The sequence below is a fragment of the Microbacterium rhizosphaerae genome, assembly GCF_034120055.1.
Classification (GTDB): Bacteria; Actinomycetota; Actinomycetes; order Actinomycetales; family Microbacteriaceae; genus Microbacterium; species Microbacterium rhizosphaerae.
On record NZ_CP139368.1, the window covers coordinates 3,317,100 to 3,336,613 of the forward strand.

The 19,514-nt window shown below is 69.8% G+C and carries 20 protein-coding genes and 3 tRNA genes; 4 read left to right on the top strand and 19 right to left on the bottom strand.

Translation table 11 applies throughout. The features are described from left to right. Positions 1–25 precede the first annotated feature (25 nt). The 3 genes from SM116_RS15135 to SM116_RS15145 all read right to left on the bottom strand — a co-directional run bounded on the left by SM116_RS15135 (position 26) and on the right by SM116_RS15145 (position 4,147). Positions 26–2,350: a hypothetical protein gene (locus SM116_RS15135; RefSeq protein ID WP_320941797.1), complete on the bottom strand. Its 2,325-nt coding sequence runs from the start codon at positions 2,348–2,350 to the stop codon at positions 26–28. A 125-nt stretch (positions 2,351–2,475) separates the two neighbouring features. Then, a complete protein-coding gene (locus SM116_RS15140) occupies positions 2,476–3,369 on the bottom strand; it encodes a hypothetical protein (protein ID WP_320941798.1) in 894 nt (297 codons plus the stop codon). Between the two features lie 124 nt (positions 3,370–3,493). Then, complete coding sequence (locus SM116_RS15145; RefSeq protein WP_320941799.1) at positions 3,494–4,147, bottom strand: hypothetical protein; 654 nt, start codon at positions 4,145–4,147, stop codon at positions 3,494–3,496. Between the two features lie 179 nt (positions 4,148–4,326). On the opposite strand from SM116_RS15145, the gene sigK reads away from it, so the two are divergent. Together sigK and SM116_RS15155 are read left to right on the top strand one after the other, a co-directional pair. After that, positions 4,327–4,917 carry an ECF RNA polymerase sigma factor SigK gene (sigK, locus tag SM116_RS15150; protein ID WP_320941800.1) on the top strand — a complete coding sequence of 197 codons (591 nt, stop codon included), beginning with the start codon at positions 4,327–4,329 and terminating at the stop codon, positions 4,915–4,917. Continuing rightward, entirely contained in the window at positions 4,914–5,666 is a 753-nt protein-coding gene (locus tag SM116_RS15155) for an anti-sigma factor (protein WP_320941801.1), read from the top strand. The genes sigK and SM116_RS15155 overlap by 4 nt, the downstream gene beginning before the upstream one ends. A gap of 40 nt (positions 5,667–5,706) precedes the next feature. Here SM116_RS15155 and SM116_RS15160 read toward each other — a convergent pair whose 3' ends face one another. From SM116_RS15160 to SM116_RS15210, 11 genes are all read right to left on the bottom strand, one after another. After that, complete coding sequence (locus tag SM116_RS15160; RefSeq protein WP_320941802.1) at positions 5,707–6,204, bottom strand: hypothetical protein; 498 nt, start codon at positions 6,202–6,204, stop codon at positions 5,707–5,709. A 20-nt stretch (positions 6,205–6,224) separates the two neighbouring features. Next, positions 6,225–6,638 carry a DUF4383 domain-containing protein gene (locus tag SM116_RS15165; RefSeq protein ID WP_320941803.1) on the bottom strand — a complete coding sequence of 138 codons (414 nt, stop codon included), beginning with the start codon at positions 6,636–6,638 and terminating at the stop codon, positions 6,225–6,227. A gap of 102 nt (positions 6,639–6,740) precedes the next feature. Then, entirely contained in the window at positions 6,741–7,544 is an 804-nt protein-coding gene (locus SM116_RS15170) for a DUF1206 domain-containing protein (RefSeq protein ID WP_320941804.1), read from the bottom strand. A 63-nt stretch (positions 7,545–7,607) separates the two neighbouring features. Beyond that, positions 7,608–8,273 carry a phosphatase PAP2 family protein gene (locus SM116_RS15175; protein ID WP_320941805.1) on the bottom strand — a complete coding sequence of 222 codons (666 nt, stop codon included), beginning with the start codon at positions 8,271–8,273 and terminating at the stop codon, positions 7,608–7,610. Then, a complete protein-coding gene (locus SM116_RS15180) occupies positions 8,270–9,211 on the bottom strand; it encodes a diacylglycerol/lipid kinase family protein (protein WP_320941806.1) in 942 nt (313 codons plus the stop codon). Before SM116_RS15180 ends, SM116_RS15175 begins: the two co-directional genes overlap by 4 nt. Positions 9,212–9,280: 69 nt before the next feature. Further along, entirely contained in the window at positions 9,281–10,114 is an 834-nt protein-coding gene (gene ppk2, locus SM116_RS15185) for a polyphosphate kinase 2 (RefSeq protein ID WP_320941807.1), read from the bottom strand. 295 nt (positions 10,115–10,409) lie between these two features. After that, a complete protein-coding gene (locus tag SM116_RS15190) occupies positions 10,410–10,742 on the bottom strand; it encodes a cupin domain-containing protein (RefSeq protein ID WP_320941808.1) in 333 nt (110 codons plus the stop codon). Positions 10,743–10,863: 121 nt separating this feature from the next. Beyond that, positions 10,864–10,937: transfer RNA gene (locus tag SM116_RS15195), tRNA-Met, on the bottom strand. Between the two features lie 34 nt (positions 10,938–10,971). Further along, positions 10,972–11,043, bottom strand: a tRNA-Thr gene (locus SM116_RS15200). Between the two features lie 70 nt (positions 11,044–11,113). Continuing rightward, a complete protein-coding gene (locus SM116_RS15205; RefSeq protein ID WP_320941809.1) occupies positions 11,114–12,889 on the bottom strand; it encodes a peptidoglycan DD-metalloendopeptidase family protein in 1,776 nt (591 codons plus the stop codon). A gap of 171 nt (positions 12,890–13,060) precedes the next feature. Continuing rightward, a complete protein-coding gene (locus tag SM116_RS15210; RefSeq protein ID WP_320941810.1) occupies positions 13,061–13,867 on the bottom strand; it encodes an inositol monophosphatase family protein in 807 nt (268 codons plus the stop codon). A 43-nt stretch (positions 13,868–13,910) separates the two neighbouring features. Between SM116_RS15210 and SM116_RS15215 the strand changes: the two genes are divergently transcribed. Further along, on the top strand, positions 13,911–15,488 hold the full coding sequence (locus SM116_RS15215; protein WP_320941811.1) for a phytoene desaturase family protein: 1,578 nt from the start codon (positions 13,911–13,913) through the stop codon (positions 15,486–15,488). A gap of 57 nt (positions 15,489–15,545) precedes the next feature. Here the strand turns inward: SM116_RS15215 and SM116_RS15220 are convergent, their stop codons facing one another. Continuing rightward, entirely contained in the window at positions 15,546–16,379 is an 834-nt protein-coding gene (locus tag SM116_RS15220) for a hypothetical protein (RefSeq protein ID WP_320941812.1), read from the bottom strand. Between the two features lie 108 nt (positions 16,380–16,487). Then, positions 16,488–17,159, bottom strand: coding sequence for a TetR/AcrR family transcriptional regulator (locus SM116_RS15225; protein ID WP_320941813.1), 672 nt, complete (start codon positions 17,157–17,159; stop codon positions 16,488–16,490). A gap of 88 nt (positions 17,160–17,247) precedes the next feature. Between SM116_RS15225 and SM116_RS15230 the strand changes: the two genes are divergently transcribed. Continuing rightward, positions 17,248–17,904, top strand: a complete 657-nt coding sequence (locus SM116_RS15230) for a DUF4386 domain-containing protein (protein WP_320941814.1) — start codon at positions 17,248–17,250, stop codon at positions 17,902–17,904. A 40-nt stretch (positions 17,905–17,944) separates the two neighbouring features. Here the strand turns inward: SM116_RS15230 and SM116_RS15235 are convergent. From SM116_RS15235 to SM116_RS15245, 3 genes are all read right to left on the bottom strand, one after another. Continuing rightward, positions 17,945–18,029 (bottom strand) — tRNA-Tyr (locus SM116_RS15235). Positions 18,030–18,121: 92 nt separating this feature from the next. Then, positions 18,122–19,021, bottom strand: coding sequence for a PfkB family carbohydrate kinase (locus tag SM116_RS15240; RefSeq protein ID WP_320941815.1), 900 nt, complete (start codon positions 19,019–19,021; stop codon positions 18,122–18,124). Beyond that, positions 19,018–19,509 (bottom strand): FBP domain-containing protein, encoded by a 492-nt coding sequence (locus SM116_RS15245; protein ID WP_320941816.1) that lies wholly within the window; start codon positions 19,507–19,509, stop codon positions 19,018–19,020. The genes SM116_RS15240 and SM116_RS15245 overlap by 4 nt, the downstream gene beginning before the upstream one ends. Positions 19,510–19,514: the final 5 nt, after the last annotated feature.

The following is a 19,514-nucleotide window of genomic DNA, read 5'->3' on the forward strand; positions in this document are numbered from 1 at the left end:
GCCCCCGCATCCGCGTCCCGGACTCTCAGCGCGTCAGATTCGCCGCCTGCCGGAGCAGCGCGGTGGCCTGTGCCGCCAGCGAGGTCAGCGAGCCGTGCGATGGCTCGATGCCCGCGGCCGCCGCCGCGATCACGGTCTTCATCTGTCCGGCGACCTTGTCGCGATGATCGGCGAGGTCGGCGAGCGCGGCTTCCGTGGTGGCGAACGTGCTGTCGTCGCTCACGGATCCGCTCGCGAGGGCACGGGACTCGGCGATCAGCGTGTCGGTCGCGAAGGCACCGACGCTGGAGTTGATCTGCTGGTACAGCGCCTTGAGGTCGCCGACATCCGCGATCGCACTCGGCGTGTCGGCGAGGGCTGCGGCGATGGCGCTGCCGTCGCCCGTGTAGTCGTCGCTCAGCGCGGCGAGGTGCAGCAGGGTCGGACGCAGATCCACCTCCTCGACCCATGTTCCGCGAGTGCTCGCCTGCGGGACGGTGTGGGTCGAGTTCGGATCGTTCGCCTCGTTGCTCTGCGCGGGAAGCGGCCCGTCGACTCCCCCGACCGTGACGCCCTTGCCGGCGAACGCCGCCCACGTCACGTCGATGTTCGGCGAGTAGTAGCCGTGGTTCCAGGCGAAGCTGCTGTTCACGTTGACGTTGGCACCGGTGGTCGAGAAGTAGTAGTCCGGCACGGGGAACATCGTGAACGTCGGCATCCGCTTCGGATCGTTCGTCTGCATATGCAGGATGCGCTGCTCCACGGCGCCGGCCTCGTACTTCACGATGTGCTCGCCGGTCGCCCCGCTGAAGGGGTTGTCGGCGGTCATGGCGGCCGTGTCCCGCTCGAGCTGACGCGTCGTCGGGTCGTCCGCGGCCGGCTGGCCGTGCACGTAGACAGACGCGCCCTGGGGCTCCAGGTCGAACTTCGCGCTCGCGCTGGCCGTCGTCGACAGCAGACCGGTGAGGCCGGCCTGCAGCTCTCCCACCTGTCCCTGCGCATAGTGGCAGGCCACGGTGACGCCGTCGCAACCGGCGGGGGTCGGAGTCTGCGCGCGTCCCGTGTTGGCACCGGAGAACTGATCGTTCTCCTCCGCGCTGATCTCGAACACCGTGTTCTGCGGCGTGATCCCGTCGGCCTGCAGCCGCTCGAAGAACTGCTGGAACGCGAGGTCGTACGCTGCGGCGTTCGACACGTAGCAGGCATCACCGGGACCGACCGCCCTGCCCGACGCCGTCGCGGACGCCGTGGTGCAGGCTGTCGGGTTCCACGCCTTCTTCTCGTGGATGTCCGAGATGTAGCCGTAGGTCACCGGGATGCCGGCCTCCTGCATGTCGGCGATGTAGGCGAGGCTCTGCGAAGCCGACGGGCTGAACCCCGGAAAACCGGGATGGTTGCTCAGGAACGCCCCGTTGATCTGCGCGCCCGACTCGTCCACGAGGTTTCCCGCGGCGTTGGTGACCGCGTAGCCGTTGTGCGAGACATCCGGACTCCCCGCGCCGAGCACCGGAGCGACGTACTTCGCGCCGAACAGCGCCTTGTACCCCTGGTACCCGCCCGGCTCGCTGGGCAGCGCATCCGGGACCGCGTGCGCGCTGTTGTCGCAGACCGGGTCGTTCTGCGCGCAATGCACGCCGACGCCGATGAAGTCCGCGACCTCCGGATCCTTGAACGGATCGGGATCGGCCGCCAGCTGCGCGGCCTCGGCCGAGTTCGGGCCGAAGACGGTCGCGATGTCCTGGGTCGTGTTCTCCAGCACCATGTTCGCGGTCGAGAAGTCACCCACCGAGCATCCGGCGCGGGTGAACGGCACCCACGGCGCGGGCGCGCTCTGCCCGTGACCGGTGGCCGGGACGGTTGCCGAGTACGTCATGGTCGGCGTCGTGTCGTGGCCGGCGGCGGGGTGTGCGGCGGTGTCGACGACGGGACTCGTCCAGTAGGCGAACGAGGTCGCCGGGTCGGTCGTTCCGTCGGGGTTGTAGGTCTTGTAGGTGTTCGTCAGCGGCTGGCCGTGCCGGTCGCCGTAGAGACCCGAGTAGATCGACAGGGAGTCGTCCGCGGTATGGGCGATCAGCGGCGTGTGCACGTTCGAGAAGATCGTGCCGTACTGCGTCAGGAAGTCCATCAGGTGCGGCATCTGCTCGAGGTCCGATGGCACGTTCGGATTGTCGCGCGCGAAGTGGACGTTGTCGAAGACGAGGCTGATGATGTGCTTCACGCCGTTGCCGAGCTGGCAGCCCGCCGTCGAATCGGCGGTGACCGTCGAGGATGCGGGCACGGGGCTCGCCACTGCCGGGGACATCGTCACGACGCCTCCGGCCACCAGAGCGGCGGTCGCTGCCGCGACCACCAGGGTGTGCTTCTGGCGCATTCCTACCTCCAGTCAGGATGGAACGACCGAGCCCGGCCGGGCATCGGCCGGTTCGGACGCTAGTCCTGCACGGAGGCGGAAACAACCCTCCCGCTCGCCGCGCGGGTGACGCGGCGACTCGCGTTTCAGCCTTCGGGCCGAGGCCCCTTACCTCCAGCCGACGCGAGGAAGGCGGCGATGGCCACCGCGGCGACCTCGGCGATGACGTCGACCGCGCCCTTCACATCCACCGCCTCGCCCGCACCGATGCTCAGACCGCCGTCGTCGGTGTGGCCGGCCTCGATCGGCAGCCCCACGAGCACGGCGTAGAGGTAGATCCCGATGAGGGCGATGTTCACGACGATCACGGCGTGCATCACCAACGGCTGCAGCCGTTCGGATGCGCCGACGGAGAGCCCGGCGAGAGCCGACTGAGCGAGTCCCGCCGCAAGGAAGCCGAGTCCGAGCACCGTCGAGACCCCGAGGTGCTCGGGCGTCAGGATGAGGTGGATGACGGCCGCCGCAAGCAGCAGGACGGTCAGGGTGAGCCGGAGAGCGGCACGCCTCCCGATCCGGCCTGCAGCGGAGGGCGCGACGAGCGCCGCGGCGACGAGCACGGCACCGGACGCCGCGAAGACATAGGCTCCCGGCCCGGGCGTGGGAGCGGTCAGCACACCCGCCGGTCCCGGAGCGGCGACGAAGGCGGTGATCCGCCCGGCGCTGTAGAGACTGTCGGCGACGACGGCGAACGCACCCGCGATCGCGATGGGACGGAGGATGCGGGCGCCCCCGGCACGCCCCTGCACGAAGAGCACGGCGAGCACCGCGAGGACGACGAAGCCGAGGAGGCCTCCGTCGAGCGAGAAGCCGCGGACTGCGCTGAGGCCGTTGAAGACCGTGAGCCAGGGGAGGAAGCCGCCCGCGAGCATGAGCACGAGGGCGGTCGCGCCGAGCGCGAGCGCAGCGGTGCGACGCGCGGTCGCAGGATGCGGCATCCCCGAATCGAGCGATGCCGCCGCCGCGACGATGTGAGAAGACATGATCGGCCTTTCTTGGAGCGTCGATTCAACAGCGCGGCCGGGGCATCCGGCGGAGGCGACCCGCCCTGAGCGGCATCTGATGCGCCGCCGCCGGATGCGACCGGTTCACACGGAGCAGGGGGGCTCAGTGGCTCGATCCGACGACGTTGAAGAAGAGGTACAGGTTGGTCGGGATCGGGCCGAGGACCCCGCTCGACGGATCCGCGATGAGGCTGTTCATCACCGCTTCGGACTTGCCTGCGGCGAGCTTCGCCCACGCCGCCTCATTGGTCACCGCGACGACCTTCACGGCCCACCATCCGCCGGCCGGGCCGTCGAGGATGTGGCTGTGGGCAGGCAGCGCGATGTCGCTGACCGCGTCCGGCGCTGCGCCCAGCGCACCGGCGATCCGCGACAGGTCGATGGTCATCGGGTGGTTCGGGCACGATGCGACCGCGCACATCGGGGCAGGATCCGGGTTGCCGAACAGCGGCACGAGCACGTACAGCACGGAACGGTCCGCGTTCGCGACGGGACCGTGGTTCGAGTCGGTTCCGACCTCGCATCCACTCGGCGCGTTCGAGGCGACGCTGGTATCGCAGAAGAAGTTCTGCGAGTACTGCACCGTGACGGTCTGACCGTTCGTCCACGCGGGCGTCTGCGCCGACGAGACCGGGTGAACGGTCGAGCCGCTGGCGAAGGCGGCGGTGCCGAGCGAGAGCGATGCGACGAGCGCACCGGTGAAGAGCGCCGCCACGACCCCCAGTCGGCGTTTCCCGCCGAGTCTTGAGATATCCACGAGCAATCCCCTTTCGGGATTCGCGGCCTCCGATGAGGTGACGATCATCGACTCTGCGACGAGCGACCGCGGACTCTGCGCTGAATCGACACCGGTTATTCGGAACGCTCGTCGGATCGGATGGCGAATCGATCGATCCCGTGCCCGGGTTGTGACGCGTGGTGCGGCATGCTGGGAGGGTGGTGATCGATGGAGCGGACGTGCCCGATGAGGGCGGGGATGCCGTCGACGTCATCGGCCTTCTGATCCAGCGCACGGCGAACAAGGATCGGGATGCGTTCGCCGAGCTGTACGACATGCTGGCGCCGCGCGTGTTCGGTCTGATCCTGCGGGTGCTCGTCGATCGAGCGCAGAGCGAGGAGATCCTCCAGGAGGTGTTCCTCGAGGTGTGGCAATCCGCCGAACGTTTCGCTCCGAACAGAGGACGTGGACGTACGTGGCTGCTGACCATCGCGCACCGCCGGGCGATCGACCGCGTCCGGTCGGCGCAGGCCGGCACCGACCGCGATATCCGGGCGGGGTTCCGGGAACTGGCGACCCCGACCGAGGACATCGCGGACCAGGTCGAACTGAAGATCGAGTCGGAACGAGTGGCGGGAGCCCTGCACAGATTGCCCGAAGCCCAGCGTGAGACGCTCGTGCTGGCGTACTTCGGGGGGTATTCGCAGTCCGAGATCGCGGCGCTCACGGGGGCACCGCTGGGGACCGTGAAGACCCGCATGAGGGACGGTTTGACGAAGTTGCGAGTGGAGATGGGGGTGGCGCAGTGACCGAGGACGAGTTCGCCCTCCTTGCGGCCGGAGCCGCCCTGGGTGCGCTGAGCGACGAAGATCAGCGCGCCTTCCGTCGTGCCCTGGCCGACCATCCCGAGTGGGGTGCGATCGCGGATGCGGATGCCGAGACGGCCGCAGCGCTCGCGGACCTGCCACGTGAGGTCGCTCCCCCGCCGGCGCTGCGCTCTCAGCTCCTCGCCCGCATCGACGAGGCTCCGGCGGACCCGGCACACGAGGTCGTCGAGCCGGCGTCCACGGATCCCGATCCGGCCCGACCGGCGAAGCGCGGGTGGGGGCGACGAGGGTGGCTCGCGCTGGCGGCTTCTGTGGTTCTGGTCGTCGCCATCGGCACGGCCACCGTCATCGCGGTGGAGCAGGCCGCTCAGCCGGCCGCCGTCGTCGCACTCGACCGCATCCAGTCCGCTCCCGATGCACAACAGGCCTCCGCCCCCGTCGAGGGCGGCGGCCAGGCCACCCTGCACTGGTCGGAGTCTCTCGGCCGGGCCGTGCTCGTCACGGGCGAGATGCCCCAGGTGCCCGGAGACCACACGTTCGAGCTCTGGTACGTGCGGGACAAGACCGCGATCCCGGCCGGCACGTTCGATGCGACCGGCGCTTCGACGTCCGCGGTGCTGAAGCCCGGGATGCAGCCGGGCGATGTGATCGCGGTGACCGTCGAGGAATCGGGCGGATCGCCGACCGGACAGCCGACGAGCGACCCGATCCTCACGATCCCGACGGCCTGACCGGAGCGCGCCGGCCGCGGTTCATGCCGCCGCAGCCCGGTCAGTGCCCGGCGTGCGGGTCGAACGAGGAGAGGTCATCGTGACCGTGCTCCCCGGAGCCGGTCGTCGTGGACAGCGCCGGCGTGACGAGCCCCGCAACGAGCACGGCGCCGGCGACGATCCCGATCGCCGGCACGAGGCGCCGTGACGTCGACACCGCGGTGCGTGCTCTCGCGCTCCACGTCAGCATGGATGCCGGCACCACCAGGACGACGACCGCCGCGACGGCGACCGGTGATCCCCCGCCACCGATCGCCACCGCAGCCAGCACCAGCCCCGTCACGGCGCCCGCGACGACAGCGCGGGCAGCGACCGGGCGGCCCCTGCGGAGACTGAGAACCCCCCAGCTCAGCTCCGCAGTGCCTTGCAGGAGCAGCATCGCGGCGACGACCACGCCGGGCACCAGCGCGGCGCGCACGACCTGCGCCGCGAGCGCGAGATGCAGCAGGCCGGCGCCCCAGGCGAAAAGCGCCGGCCAGCTGCGAGCAATGCTGCTCATCGAGTGCGTGCCTCCCGGGCTCAGCCCATCGCGACGCGGGCGCGGCTCTCGCGCTCCGCTCCGAGGCCGACGGCCAGCAGGAGGATCGCGCTTGCGAGGTGCAGGAAGTGGTCGAACGAGTTCAGCGCCAGCACGTTGGCGGCGGTGCCGACCAGGAAGAAGCCGGCGATGCCGAGCAGCAGGTACGCCGCTCCGACCACGGTGTTCGTGATCTTCGCCGCCTTCACCGACAGGAGCCCGAAAACGAACAGGGCTGCGCCGATGAGCAGGTGGGCGACGTTGTGCAGGGGGTTCACCATGAAGATCCCGAGCAGCATCCCTCCCTTCGTGGCGAAGAACGTGACTCCTCCGGTGACGGCGAAACCCAGCAGGCCGACGATGAGGTAGACGGCGCCGAAGATGACGGCGACCAAACGGTTCGGGGACGTGCGCATGGCTCTCTCCTTGTTCCGCGGCGGGTGCCGCTCACAGAGGATTCGGAGCCCTCCCGAGATCGGATGTCCTCATGCCGTTCGCACCGCCTCGGGCGCGGCGCGTCACATCTTGGCGTAGCGTGCGCGGGCGAAGCAGAAGACCCCGTAGATGATGAGCCCAGCGCCCACCACCCAGAGGATGACCGCACCGAAGGGCAGCGCGGCGAGGGTGCGCAGGGCCGAGTCCAGTCCACCGGCCTTCTGCGGGTCGTGCGTGAAGGCGGCGACGATGAACAGGATGCCGGCGACGCCGATGGCGATCCCCTTCGCGATGTAGCCGACGGCACCGAAGGTGACGATGCCGGGCCGGGCGACGCCGCTCGGAAGATTCAGATGCTTCTTGAACGCCCGGGTCGCGCCGCGCACGATGAACGCGACGCCGATCCCGGCGATGAGGAGGCCGATCAGGACCAGCAGGAACACTCCGCCCGGCGTGGCGAGCAGTTGCGCGCTGAACACCTGCGACGACTGCGACGAACTGGACTGGCCGCCGAGCGCATACACCAGCGCGGTCCAGCCGATCGCCAGGTACGCGACGGCCGTGCCGACGTACTTCAGCCGGTAGCCCCATTTCTTCTTGGCATCGGGGTTGCGCTCGAGAAAGGCCTGCACGATCTGCCAGATCGCCAACGCGAGCAGGCCGAGCGCGATGATCCACAGCAGCAGCACGCCGAGCGGCGTCTGCCGGATCTGCGCCATCGCACCGCCCTGGTCGGCAGCAGCGCCGCCACTACCCATGACGATCGAGATCGCCACTGCGCCGATCACGATGTGCACGATGCCGAGCACGACGTAGCCGATGCGGGCGAGCGTGCGGAACACCTTCGAATTCTCTGCCGCTCGGGCGGCGGCCTTGGGAGCACTCACAGCCGGAGCGTATCCACTTCTCGAAGCGGCAGATAGGGGATTGCCATCGACGATGCGTTCTGCTTACGCCTTCGTCGGCGCGGGATCTCTCGAACGCATGGCCCGGCGATCGCGGATCGCCTCCATAGCGCACCACACCAGCGTCGCGACAGCGATGCCCTCCAGCAGTCCTGCGATCACATCGCTGAGCCAGTGCGCGTGGAGATAGGTCCGCGCCCACATCATCCACAGAACCCACAGGACGCCGCCGACCCACACGTACCACTTGCGCAGCAGCAGCGCCAGGGTGACCACCACCGTCGTCGCGACGGCCGTATGGCCGGACGGGAACGACGTCGCCGTGCTCTCAGCCAGCGAATCGGACGGGCGCGCTCTGGCGACGATGTAGGACATCGGCGCTCCGATCGCAACCACCAGGGCGATCGCGATGGCGATGTTCGCGGCATCCCATCGTCGCTTGCGCCAGATGAAGACGACGACCAGAACGATGGCGATCACGATCATGCCGATGGTGCCGCCGACGATGGACGGCACCCACGCGATCACCACTCCCGGCTTGGTGAGGTTCGCGATCATGAGCCCGTGCCACCAGAGGTCGGGAGCAAGAGGCTGGCGGCCATCCACGTAGATCACCCAAGACAGGATGACGAACGCGATCGCCGCCAGAATCCCGACGACCAGAGCCACTGTGCGCCGGGGGTCGTACACCGGCCTCTCGAGCTCGCTCATCGCACCCGGATCGCGGACGGCTGGATGGTCACGGTGAATTCGCGGATCTCGCCGGCCTCTTCGCCGTCGATCTCGAACGGCAACGCCTCGGGAAGGGCGACGGCCACCCGGGACGCCCGGCCGTGTTTGAGCGTGTCGGTGTCCGCGACCTCGTCGTGGTTCCGGATGAGGCGCTTCAGTCCGTTGTCCCACACCATCGACTTCATCGTGGCCAGCCACTGCGCCAGGCCTTCGGCGCTGAGGACGAGAAGATCCAGCTCGCCGTCCGAGGGGTCCGCGTCGGGCACCAGCGTCAGCCCGCCCTGTAGGGTGCCGCAATTGGCGATGAGGAACGTATGTCCCTCCGCGGTCTGCGCGGGTCGATCGTCCGTCGTGACCGTGAACCGCACGACATCGCTCGCGGACACCGCGCGTCCGAGCGATTCGACGTAGGCGAGCCACCCGGCTTTGTCCTTCAGATCCTCGTCGGTCTCGGCGATCATCTGCGCGTCGAGCCCGAAGCCGACCATGACGACGAACGCGTGCCGTTCGGTGCGGCCCCCCGATTCCCTCTCGACCCATCCGACGTCCACCGGGCGGGCTTCGCCGTCGATCGCTCGCTCGAACGCCGCGGGGACGTCGTCGATCGGCACGTCGAGGTTGCGGGCGAAGAGGTTCCCGGTGCCGAGCGGGACGATGGCCAGGTCGACCTCGGCGGACACCTCCGCGAGATGCTCAGCCACCGCGCGGACGGTGCCGTCGCCGCCCGCGACGATCAGCAGGTCCGTGCCGGCCCCCAGCGCGGCCTGTGCGGGGCCCTGGCCGGGATCCTGCTCGGTGGTCTCGAACCAGCGGACATCCGCGGTTGACTCGTCTCCGAGCGCGTCGGCGAGCGCCGCCTCGAGCGGGTCCTTGTCTGTCTTGGAAGGGTTCCAGACGATCGCGATGCGCTTGCCCATCGGGCCTCTTCTCGTTGTGCCCGGTCGAGCCCCGCGGGTGGCGGTGCTCGACCGGATCCAGGGTCGGTGCTACTTCTTGCCCGCCAGGTCGGCGGCGATGTCGGGAACGTAGTTGAACTGCTCGATCGGCGGTCGTTCGTAGTCGTCCGCGTCGGGCCGGTCGGGAATGGAGAGGTCTTCCCGTTCCATCCGGTGATACGGGATGCTGCTGAGCAGGTGGCTGATGGTGTTCAGACGGGCGCTGCGCTTGTCGTCGCTCTCGACGGTCCACCAGGGAGACTCCCGGGTGTCGGTCGCGGCGAACATGGCATCCTTCGCGCGTGAATACTCCTCCCAGCGCAGGATCGACTCGATGTCCGTGGGCGAGAGCTTCCAGCGACGCATCGGATCCTCCAGGCGGGAGAGGAAGCGCGCCTGCTGCTCGTCATCCGAGACCGAGAACCAGTACTTGATCAGGATGATCCCGTTCTCGATGAGCAGGTGCTCGACGACCGGGGCCTGCCGGAGGAATTCGTGGTACTGCTCGTCGGAGCAGTACCCCATGACGTGCTCGACTCCGGCCCTGTTGTACCAGGACCGGTCCATCAGGACGATCTCCCCCTTCGTGGGAAGCCGTTCGATGTAGCGCTGGAAGTACCACTGACCGCGCTCCTTCTTCGACGGCTTCGTGAGCGCGACCACACGGGCGTGCCGCGGGTTCAGATACTGCATCGTGCGTTTGATCGTTCCGCCCTTGCCTGCCGCATCCCTCCCCTCGAAGATCACCAGCACGCGTGCACCTTCCGCGACCACCCACTGCTGCATCTCCACCAGCTCGATCTGGAGACGCTCCAGCTCCGCCTCGTAGAGCCGCTTCGGGATGCGCTTCACGGTGGACTTCGCCGCCTTCTTCTTCTTCGACATCACGCCGCCTCGGATCGTGTCGACCGCGCACAGGGGCGTCGGGATGTCTGTGCGCCCGGAAGGGGCGTGCGCTGGCTCATGATCCTCGTCGATCCGCGGCGCACACAGTCGCCGCTGCCCCCACACTACGTGGCGGCGACGGAAATGCCGCCGCGTCGAGTCGCACCGATCATGCGGATCGCCGCAGACCGGTCGTCGCGGCATCGCGCACGTCCTGATGCACGGCGCGGCCGAGGATCGGCCTGTCAGGACCGCCGATGCCTCGATCGCGGGCCACCCCGCCTACGTTGCAGCTTCAGTGCTTCTTGACCACCGTGAGGAGTACGACCGAGTCTTCGACCGCGTCGATCGAGTGCCGACCGTCAGGGATGGTCATGAGGTCTCCGGGCGAGCCGTTCCACGACACGTCTCCGAACTTGAGGAGCACGCGGCCGTCGAGCACCTGTAGGGTTGCCTCTCCGGGGTTCTCGTGTTCGGCCATGCTCTCGCCGGCACGAAGTGCCATCACCGTCTGCCGAAGCTGGTGCTCATGGCCGCCGAAGACGGTCTTCGAGCTTCTGCCGCTCGAGGCTGTCCGCGCCTGGCCGAGCTCGTGCCGCGCGAGGGCGATGAGTGAGGTCTTCTGCATGTGATCGTTCCGATCTCGGGATGGCCCAGAGAATACTCGCCCCGCCGTTGCGGTAACAGGCTCCTCGCCCGGCACGAAAGCAGAAAGCCCCGGAGAATCGGCGAGATTCCGGGGCTGTCTGTAGCAGGAGCGGGGCTTGAACCCGCGACCTCACGATTATGAGTCGTGCGCTCTCACCAACTGAGCTACCCTGCCGCGAGGCATCCGATCCGGAGATGTGGATGCCGCGAGCCCCGAGTCAGGATTGAACTGACGACCCCTTCCTTACCATGGAAGTGCTCTGCCACTGAGCTATCGGGGCGTGCTGCCCGCGCGCGGGCAACGAGAACAAGAATAACAGAGCCCGGCGCGTGGTCCGAACCCGGCTGGACTCACTTGACGTGCGCGCGCAGCCACGGGATCGGGTCGATCGGCGTCGTGCCGTTCAGCAGGATCTCGAGGTGCGTGTGGGCGCCGTACGACCTGCCGGTGTTGCCGGTGCGGCCGATGTACTCGCCGACGTGCACGTGGTCGCCGACCTGCACCTGACGCGAGCCGTACTGCATGTGGCCGTAGCGGCTCGAGACGAGCTTGCCGTCGATGATGTGGTCGATGATGATCATCACGCCATAGCCGCCGCCGTTGTCGGTGGAGACCCGGACGACGCCGTCGGCGATCGCCTGCACGTGCGCGCCGGCGCCGGGCGTGAAATCGACGCCCTCGTGGAACTCTCCCGGTCGCGGGCCGAAGCCCCAGCTGATCGTGCAGCCGACCGCGAAGGGCCACTGGATCGGCGAGTTCGGGTCGTTCGTGAAGTAGGCGTTCGAGACGTTCTTGATGCCCGAGTCCGCACCGGCCTGGGCCGCCGTGACGGCCGAGTAGTCGATCGAGCGGTCGAGTGCGGTCGGCTGGGCCTGCGTCGGCGCCATGTACGCCTGGATGTCCTGGCTGTCGGTGCCCGACACGTTGATGGCGACGTCTCCGGCGGGCCCGAACGCGCTCGTGTTGGCGGTTCCGGCGGACGCGGCGACCGCCTCGGCGGGCGTGGTCATGCCGACGGCGAGCAGACCGACGATGCCCATGACTCCGATCGAGAAGGATGCTGTGGCGGCCCGGCGGGCGCCCCCCGTGTGCTTCTTCTTACGACGTGGCGCCTTGTGGGCCGGCTTCTGCTCTGACTCGGCGGCCACAGATTCGGCGGCCGGACTCTCGGCCGGCCGCTGGACCGGGGTCTCACCCGTGAAGGAGAACAGTCGCGCCGCCGCCTCGAACTCGTCGACGTGCGCCTCATCGACGCGAGGGTCGGTGCCAGGCTCCTCGACAGTCTCATCGAGGACGGGCTCGGCGACGACGGTGGCCTCGGCCGTGATGGAGGGCTCGTGCTCGTCCGCTTCCGGCGCGGCGGTGACGGATGCCTCGTGTGCGACGACGGCGGGCTCGGCCGTCGCGGTCGGCGGATGCGGGTCTGCGACCGGCTCGGCGGTGGCAACGGCTTCCGCCACGATCGGCGCGGGCGTCGCGACGGGCTCGCCGGCGACCGGACGCGTGCGGTTGCGCCTCGGTGCGTCGACGACGGGGACGGCGGTGATCGAGCCGGTGAGCGCGGCCCCGAGCGTCGGGAGCGCAGGACCCGTCGTCGTGTCGACCTGGCGCAGTTCCATCGCCGGCTCGGCCCGCACGACCGTGCGCGCAGGCGCGTCGACAGCGGGCGTGACGGTTGCGACCTCGAGTGCCGTGGTGCGGGCACGTCGGGTGGCGGAGCGGGAAGAAGCACCGGGAGCCGGGCTGTCGGCAGAGGCCTCAGACGAAGAAACGCCGGTCCTCGCGGTGCTACGAGTCCGGCGGCTGGCCTGCGGGGTCGTCTCCGCCCGCGTCGTGTGCTCGATGAGCGCCGCATCCTGAATCGGAGCGGTCGTCCGAATCGCGGCGTCGGCCGGCGCCTCCTCGATCGAGGAGGCCGTCGTCGACATCGCGTCGGGAGCGACAGGGAGGACGATCGTGTCGGCGACAGGCTCTGCGGCGCGACCCCAGACCACTGCGGGCCGGGGGGACACGGCATCCGTCGACCGGCGACGCGACTCCGCACGGGACCCCGAGAGATCCGCGGGAGCCGACTCGGGCACAGCGGAGGGACGACGCGAGCGCCGCGTCAGGGCGGGCTCGGTCACGGGCGCGTCAGAAGACAATCGTCAAGCGGGCTCTCAGATCGTGTCGCGGGGGGCAACGGTCGGACGAATGAGGAGGTCAGCACTTCCGCCGTTCGGGCGGCGAAAGTAACGAATGGGTAAACCATACCCCGAGTCGCCTGTGAATGCCATGGGCGGCATGCGACACGCCGGTCAGTCGCGGGCGTCGTCTCCGAGGTGCTCGACGAGTGCGTCGAACAGCGCGCCGCCCGCGGCGATGGTCATCCGCTTGCCCGGACGACCTCCCGGCGAGCCGCCGACGCGGCCGCCTGCCTCCTCGACGATGAGGGCTCCCGCCGCGTGGTCCCACGCGTTCAGGCCACGCTCGAAGTACCCGTCGAGGCGTCCCGCGGCGACGAAAGCGAGGTCCAGCGACGCGGCGCCGATGCGACGGATGTCGCGGGCGAGGGGCATCACGCGCCCGAGTCGCTCCAGCGCGGGCGCGTGCGTCGCCGGGTCGTAGCCGAAACCGGTCGCCAGGAGCGCCCCGGCCGGCGACGGCTCCGAGTTGACCGCGAGGCGCTCGCCGCCGAGCCAAGCGCCCGCATCCTTCGTCGCGTGGAAGAGCTCGCCGGATGCGGGGTTGAAGACGACGGCCGCGAGCGCGGTCCACGACGCGGTCTGCGGCTCGCCGGAGACCGCGGCGATGCTCACGGCATAGGACGGGATGCCGTACGCGTAGTTGACGGTGCCGTCGATCGGATCGACGACCCACGTGATGCCGGAGGTGCCGCCTGCCGCGTCGGACTCCTCTCCGAGGAAGCCGTCGTCGGGTCGCTCGGCGGCGACTCGCGCCCGGATGAGGTCCTCGACCTCGCGGTCGGCCTCGGTGACGATGTCCGCGAGCGCGGACTTCGTCGCGGCGATGCGCACGCCCTCGGTGCGGCGGCGATGAGCGAGCTGCCCCGCTTCACAGGCGATGTCGACGGCGAGATCGTGCAGGGCGGATGCAGCGGTCATACCTCAAAACTAGACCCGCCGCGCGTGCGGTTAGCGTGGAGGGATGCAGCGCAGCACCACCGGTCCCCTCACTCACGACGTCGTCATCGTCGGCGGAGGGCACAACGCCCTCGTCGCCGCCGCCTACGTGGGGCGCGCGGGTCGGACCGTCGCCGTCGTCGAGCGTCTCGATCACGTCGGCGGTGCTGCGGTGTCGGAGCGGCCGTGGGCGGGCGTCGATGCGAACCTGTCGCGCTACTCGTACCTCGTGAGCCTGCTGCCGCAGCAGATCATCCGCGACCTCGGCCTCGACATCGCCCTGCGGCGCCGCCGCTACTCGTCCTACACGCCCGTTCCCGGCGATCCGTCGCGTGGCATCCTCGTGGATCGGGAGGATGCCGGGGCGACCGCCGCATCCTTCCTCCGCGCCACCGGTTCGGCGGACGAGTCGCGCCGCTTCGACGACTTCTACGCGCGCCTGGCTCCCCTGGCCCGCGCCGTCTTCCCCACGATGGTCGAGCCGCTGCGTCGGGCGGCCGACATCCGTCCGCTCTTCGGCGAGACATGGGACGACCTCGTCGAACGCCCCCTCGGGGGCATGCTGCGCGATGCGTTCGAGACCGACATCACCCGCGGCATCGCGCTGACGGACGGGCTCATCGGGACGTTCGCGACGGCGGATGACGCGTCGCTCCGGCAGAATCGCTGCTTCTTCTACCACGTCATCGGCGGCGGGACGGGCGACTGGGACATCCCGATCGGCGGGATGGGCCACGTAAGCGCCGAGCTCGAGCGCGCGGCTCGTGCAGCCGGGGCGGACATCCGGACCGGCGTCGCCGTCGCGGCCGTCGCCCCCGACGGCGAGGTGACGCTCGCGGACGGGCAGGCGCTGCGCGGACGACTCGTGCTCAGCGGCGTCGGACCCGCGGTGCTCGCGGATCTGCTGCGCGCCGGCGGAGCGGATGCCCCGGAGCGCCGCGCCGAGGGCGCGCAGGTGAAGGTCAACATGCTGCTGAGCCGCCTGCCGCGTCTGCACGACGAGACCGTGTCGCCCCGGGCGGCCTTCGCCGGCACCTTCCACGTGAACGAGACGATGACCCAGCTCGACGACGCCTACCGGGTGGCCACCGGCGGTGGGATCCCGCATCCCCTCCCCGCCGAGATCTACTGCCACACCCTGAGCGATCCGACGATCCTCTCGCCCGAGCTGCAGGCGTCCGGTGCACAGACGCTCACGCTGTTCGGTCTGCAGGTGCCGCACCGGCTCGTCGAGGGTCGCGACAACGACGCGATGCGAGCGGAGCTGCTGGATGCCGCCCAGGCCTCGCTGGATTCCGTCCTGGCCGAGCCGATCGCGGATTGCGTCTACCTCGCCCCCGACGGCACACCGTGCATCGAGGCGCGCACGACCGCCGATCTCGAGGAGAGCCTCGCGCTGTCGGGCGGCGACATCTTCCACGGCGCCCTATCGTGGCCGTGGGCGGAGGATGCCGACGACCTGTCGACGCCCGCCCGCCGCTGGGGTGTGGCGACCGAGCACGACGCGATCCTCCTGTGCGGGTCCGGCGCGCGACGCGGCGGAGCCGTTAGCGGCATCGGCGGGCACAACGCGGCGATGGCCGCGCTCGAGCTGCTCGCCTAGGCCGTCCTCGAACGTCGAAGGGCGGCTCCTGCATCGGGGCGACCCTTCTGGTGCGGCTCAGGATGCCGGCGGTATCGGAGGTGCCGGCGGTGTGGGCGGTTGCGTCGGATAACCGACCGGATGCGGTGCGGGAAGCGGCGGAACGGGCTGCGCGTACGTCGGGCGGCCGGTGTAGTACGCCTGCCAGTCGGGCTGGCCGTCGGGCATCACGGGAAGCGGAGTGCGGCCGTCGGCGTACGTCGGCCACGGCAGCGGCTTCGGTGCACGCGGCGGCCGCGGGATGAACAGCATGTTGACGAGGGGAACGAGAGCCGTGCCGAGCGCGGCGAGGATCGTGACCGCGACGACGAACCGCCAGTAGAGGTCGTGGAAGTCGACCCACTCGTGGAGCATGAGCGGCAGCACGAGCATGATCGCGAGGACGGCGACGAGCGCGATCGTGACGTAGGCGACGATCGTGGTGAAGGTCGTGGGGCGCCGCTCGTGCGCCCGCCAGTAGAGTCGCACGTGCAGCACGGCGAGCTGCAGGATCAGCACGATCAGCAGGAACGACACGACGCGGCCGACGAGGCTCAGGTCGGAGCCGGGCATCCAGATCATGAAGGCGCCGATGAGGAGCGTGACGATCCAGACCGCCATGCTCGTGAGGGCGAACCACACCGGGCGGCGGGCGGCGAGGCGCACGTCCATGATCGCGACGGCTGCGAACGCGATGAGCAGCAGGATCGTCAGGAACGCCCGGCCGACCAGTCCGTTCTGCGAACCGAACAGCACCCACACGACGCACACGAGCGCCGCCGCGATGAGCGCCCCGATGACGACCCAGATTGCGGTCGTCAGGAGCGATGATCGGGATGCCGCGGCATCCGCCGGTGAGACGGGCTCGGTCATGTCAGCCTCCGTTCGCAGGCCCCAACGGCCGTGCTGTCATCCTGACACGTCGAGGCGCGGGGTGTGCAGGCTCGCTGCGGCCTGTGGATGAGCCGCGCCTCGCCGGAATCAGACCCGGGATGCCGAGACCCAGCCGGTCTCGTGCAGGCGAGCGAAGGCGTCGAGCAGCAGGTCGAGGGCGAACTCGAACTCATAGCGCTCATCGCAGGCCCCTGCGGGGTTGCGCAGGGCCGTGTCGGCGGCGATGGCCGCGACACGGGGGAACCGCATCGCGAGGGCCGCTGCGGCCTCCGGGTCCCCCGCTCCCGCCGGAGGGCCGGAGAACGCCTCCGTCGTATACCCCCAGATGCGGAGGCCGAGCGCGTGCATCGCGTAGTGGGTGAGATCCACGCTGAAGCCGTGATCGATGAAATCGCCGGCCACCGCATCCATGTGGGCGAGCGCGGTCAGCGTGGGACGCGTCGCCTCGCCGATCGCCGTCGGCATCCACGGATGCCGCGCCTGCGCGTCACGGGCGCCGAGCACGCGGCCGCGCACCCGCGCGCGCCATCCCTCCTCGATCGGGACCGGGTAGGACTGCACGACGGCGTCGATCATGCCGCCGACCAGGTCCTCGCGATCGGCGACGTGCTTGTAGAGCGCCATCGGGACAACGCCGAGGCGGGCCGCGAGCGCGCGCATGCTGACGGCACCCAGGCCGCCCTCATCGGCCAGGGCGATCGCCTCGGCCACGACCGTTCCGCGATCCAGCGGGGTGGCCCGTCCGCGCTGAGGCGTCATGCCGGCGCTTCCTCTTGCATCGGTGTACATCGTACACCTATGCTGAGCTGCGACCGGTGTACGGCGTACACCTTCTGGAGGGACAGCCATGAACCACGACCGCTCGCTCGCCCGCACGGCGGGCATCCTGTATCTCGTCACATTCGCCACGTCGATTCCCGCGCTGGCGCTGGAGACGCCGCTGCTGGAGCACGGCGTCCATCCGGAGTTCGCGATCTGGGGGGCGCTGCTGGAGATCATGCTCGCGTTCGCCTGTGTCGGCACGGCGGTCGCACTGCTGCCGATCACGCGGCGGTACAGCGAGCCGCTCGCCGTGGGCTTCGTCGTCTCGCGCACCCTGGAGGCGAGCCTCATCCTGGTGGGCGTGCTGTGCGTCATGACTCTGACGTCCCTGCGCACCGCGGGGGTAGACGCGATGAGCACGCTGCACGGCTGGACCTTCCTGCTCGGCCCGGGCGTGATGCCGGCGGTCAACGCTTTGCTCCTGGGCACGGTGGTGCTGCGTGCGCGGCTCGTACCCGCAGTCATCCCGATCGTCGGTCTCATCGGCGCGCCGATCCTGCTCGCGTCGTCGCTCGGCACGCTGTTCGGGGCCTGGACCCAGACGTCCGCCGTCGCAGGCCTCGCCGCTCTCCCCGTCGCACTGTGGGAGCTGAGTCTCGGCCTGTGGCTGACCTTCACGGGAGTGCGCACGAACGGGATGCCGGCACCCGCGGCCGTCCCACTCCCGCAGCGCGTGTCATGAAACGCAAGAAGCCCCCGGCATGCGGGGGCTTCTTGCGTCGTGGTGGCGAGTGAGGGATTCGAACCCCCGAAGGCTACGCCGGCTGATTTACAGTCAGATCCCTTTGGCCACTTGGGTAACTCGCCGAGGCGCACCCGCCCAGCTTGTGCAGTCGACCGGAGGCGCGATTGACAATCTTACCCGCGAACGCGCCGACCTCGAAATCGAGCCACCGGCCTCAGGATCCTGTGTGGTCCTTGACCTCGAGCGCGGCGGGCACGCGAAGCAGCCCGCCCTCGAAGCGGCAGGTGGCGGCTGCGGTGTCCATCGCGAGCTGCAGTGCCACGCCCCAGTCCTCGACCCCGCCGATGAGCGCCCGCGCGAGCACCGCGAGCACGGCATCCCCCGCGCCCATCGTGTCGACGATGCGCCCCGGAAGCTGCGAGATGCCCCGGTCGATCACCGCGCCGTCCACCGCGACGGATGCACCCGCCGCACCCTTGGTCGCGACGACGACTGCCGCCCCGAGACCCGCGATGGCATCGCGCACCTCCTCCAGCGGACGGCCGTAGAGCAGCTCGGCATCCTCCTCGCCGACCTTCACCAGGCTCGCGCGGGCCGCCGCGTGCTCGAAGCCCCGCACGAACCCGGCACGATCGCGCAGCAGGCCGGGTCGCGGATTCGGGTCGACCGCGAGCCGTCCGGCAACGGCATCCAGCAGAGTCGCCGTCTGCTCCGCATCGTCGAACGGAAACGAGCTGACGACGACGAGCGGTGCCTCCGCGAGCGCGCTCCGCTGCTCGTCGCCGAAATGGATGCGTCGCCCCTGCGCCGCCCCGTTGAAGACGTAGACGGGCTCGCCGCCGCCGGAGCGCGTGCTGACCGCGCGCGCCGAGCCGAAGGGCGAGGGCGACGCGAGCAGCTCCACGCCGAAGTCGGCGAGGTAGGCGCGGATGTGTGCGCCGGCCTCGTCGTCGCCGACCATGGCGATCATGGTCGTCGCCACGCCGAGCAGCTGCAGCCCGACGGCGACGTTGAGGCCCGCTCCCCCGACGAGCTCGCGCACGCCGGTGTCGTCGCGGAGCTCGTCGATGAGGGCGTCGCCGACGACGACGACCCGTCCGGTCCCGTCGCTCATGCCGACGCTTCCGCCACGGACTCGACGAAGGCCTCGGCGCGGTGCCGGGTCCCGTCGATCCGGCGGTCGACGCTGGCCCGCACCTCGTTGGGCGCGAGCGGAGCCGCGAGCCGCACGTTCTCATGGCATGAGAGGTCCGCGCACATGTACGTGCCGACGCTGTCGCCGCGGTCGCCCGCATCCCCCGCCAATCGCGCCGTGAAGAGCGACACCTGATCCGCAGGCTGCATCGTGTGGCAGAGATTGCACATCGCGGCGCGCGCGTGCGACGAGCCGTTCGCGGCGCGCAGGACCACGCCCGTCGGCTGCCCGCCCTGGTCGATGACGAGGTATCCGCGGCCCTTCGTCCGCGGATCCCGCCACGCGAGGAAATCCAGGTGGTCCCAGTCGGTCAGCACGAAGTCGTGCGGGAGCGCCAGCAGGCGCAGATCGTCGGGAGCCGCGTTCACGAATGCAGCGCGGAGCTGCTCTTCCGATATCGGACGCATGACCT

What these genes read in the sequence shown, in the direction of transcription:
- SM116_RS15180 (WP_320941806.1), bottom strand. Translation starts at nt 9,211, where the DNA reads ATGGGCAAGCGCATCGCGATCGTCTGGAACCCTTCCAAGACAGACAAG.
- SM116_RS15140 (WP_320941798.1), bottom strand. Translation starts at nt 3,369, where the DNA reads ATGTCTTCTCACATCGTCGCGGCGGCGGCATCGCTCGATTCGGGGATG.
- SM116_RS15220 (WP_320941812.1), bottom strand. Translation starts at nt 16,379, where the DNA reads ATGACCGAGCCCGTCTCACCGGCGGATGCCGCGGCATCCCGATCATCG.
- SM116_RS15190 (WP_320941808.1), bottom strand. Translation starts at nt 10,742, where the DNA reads ATGCAGAAGACCTCACTCATCGCCCTCGCGCGGCACGAGCTCGGCCAG.
- SM116_RS15225 (WP_320941813.1), bottom strand. Translation starts at nt 17,159, where the DNA reads ATGACGCCTCAGCGCGGACGGGCCACCCCGCTGGATCGCGGAACGGTC.
- SM116_RS15135 (WP_320941797.1), bottom strand. Translation starts at nt 2,350, where the DNA reads ATGCGCCAGAAGCACACCCTGGTGGTCGCGGCAGCGACCGCCGCTCTG.
- SM116_RS15230 (WP_320941814.1), top strand. Translation starts at nt 17,248, where the DNA reads ATGAACCACGACCGCTCGCTCGCCCGCACGGCGGGCATCCTGTATCTC.
- SM116_RS15245 (WP_320941816.1), bottom strand. Translation starts at nt 19,509, where the DNA reads ATGCGTCCGATATCGGAAGAGCAGCTCCGCGCTGCATTCGTGAACGCG.
- SM116_RS15160 (WP_320941802.1), bottom strand. Translation starts at nt 6,204, where the DNA reads ATGAGCAGCATTGCTCGCAGCTGGCCGGCGCTTTTCGCCTGGGGCGCC.
- SM116_RS15215 (WP_320941811.1), top strand. Translation starts at nt 13,911, where the DNA reads ATGCAGCGCAGCACCACCGGTCCCCTCACTCACGACGTCGTCATCGTC.
- SM116_RS15175 (WP_320941805.1), bottom strand. Translation starts at nt 8,273, where the DNA reads ATGAGCGAGCTCGAGAGGCCGGTGTACGACCCCCGGCGCACAGTGGCT.
- SM116_RS15165 (WP_320941803.1), bottom strand. Translation starts at nt 6,638, where the DNA reads ATGCGCACGTCCCCGAACCGTTTGGTCGCCGTCATCTTCGGCGCCGTC.
- SM116_RS15240 (WP_320941815.1), bottom strand. Translation starts at nt 19,021, where the DNA reads ATGAGCGACGGGACCGGACGGGTCGTCGTCGTCGGCGACGCCCTCATC.
- ppk2 (WP_320941807.1), bottom strand. Translation starts at nt 10,114, where the DNA reads ATGTCGAAGAAGAAGAAGGCGGCGAAGTCCACCGTGAAGCGCATCCCG.
- SM116_RS15210 (WP_320941810.1), bottom strand. Translation starts at nt 13,867, where the DNA reads ATGACCGCTGCATCCGCCCTGCACGATCTCGCCGTCGACATCGCCTGT.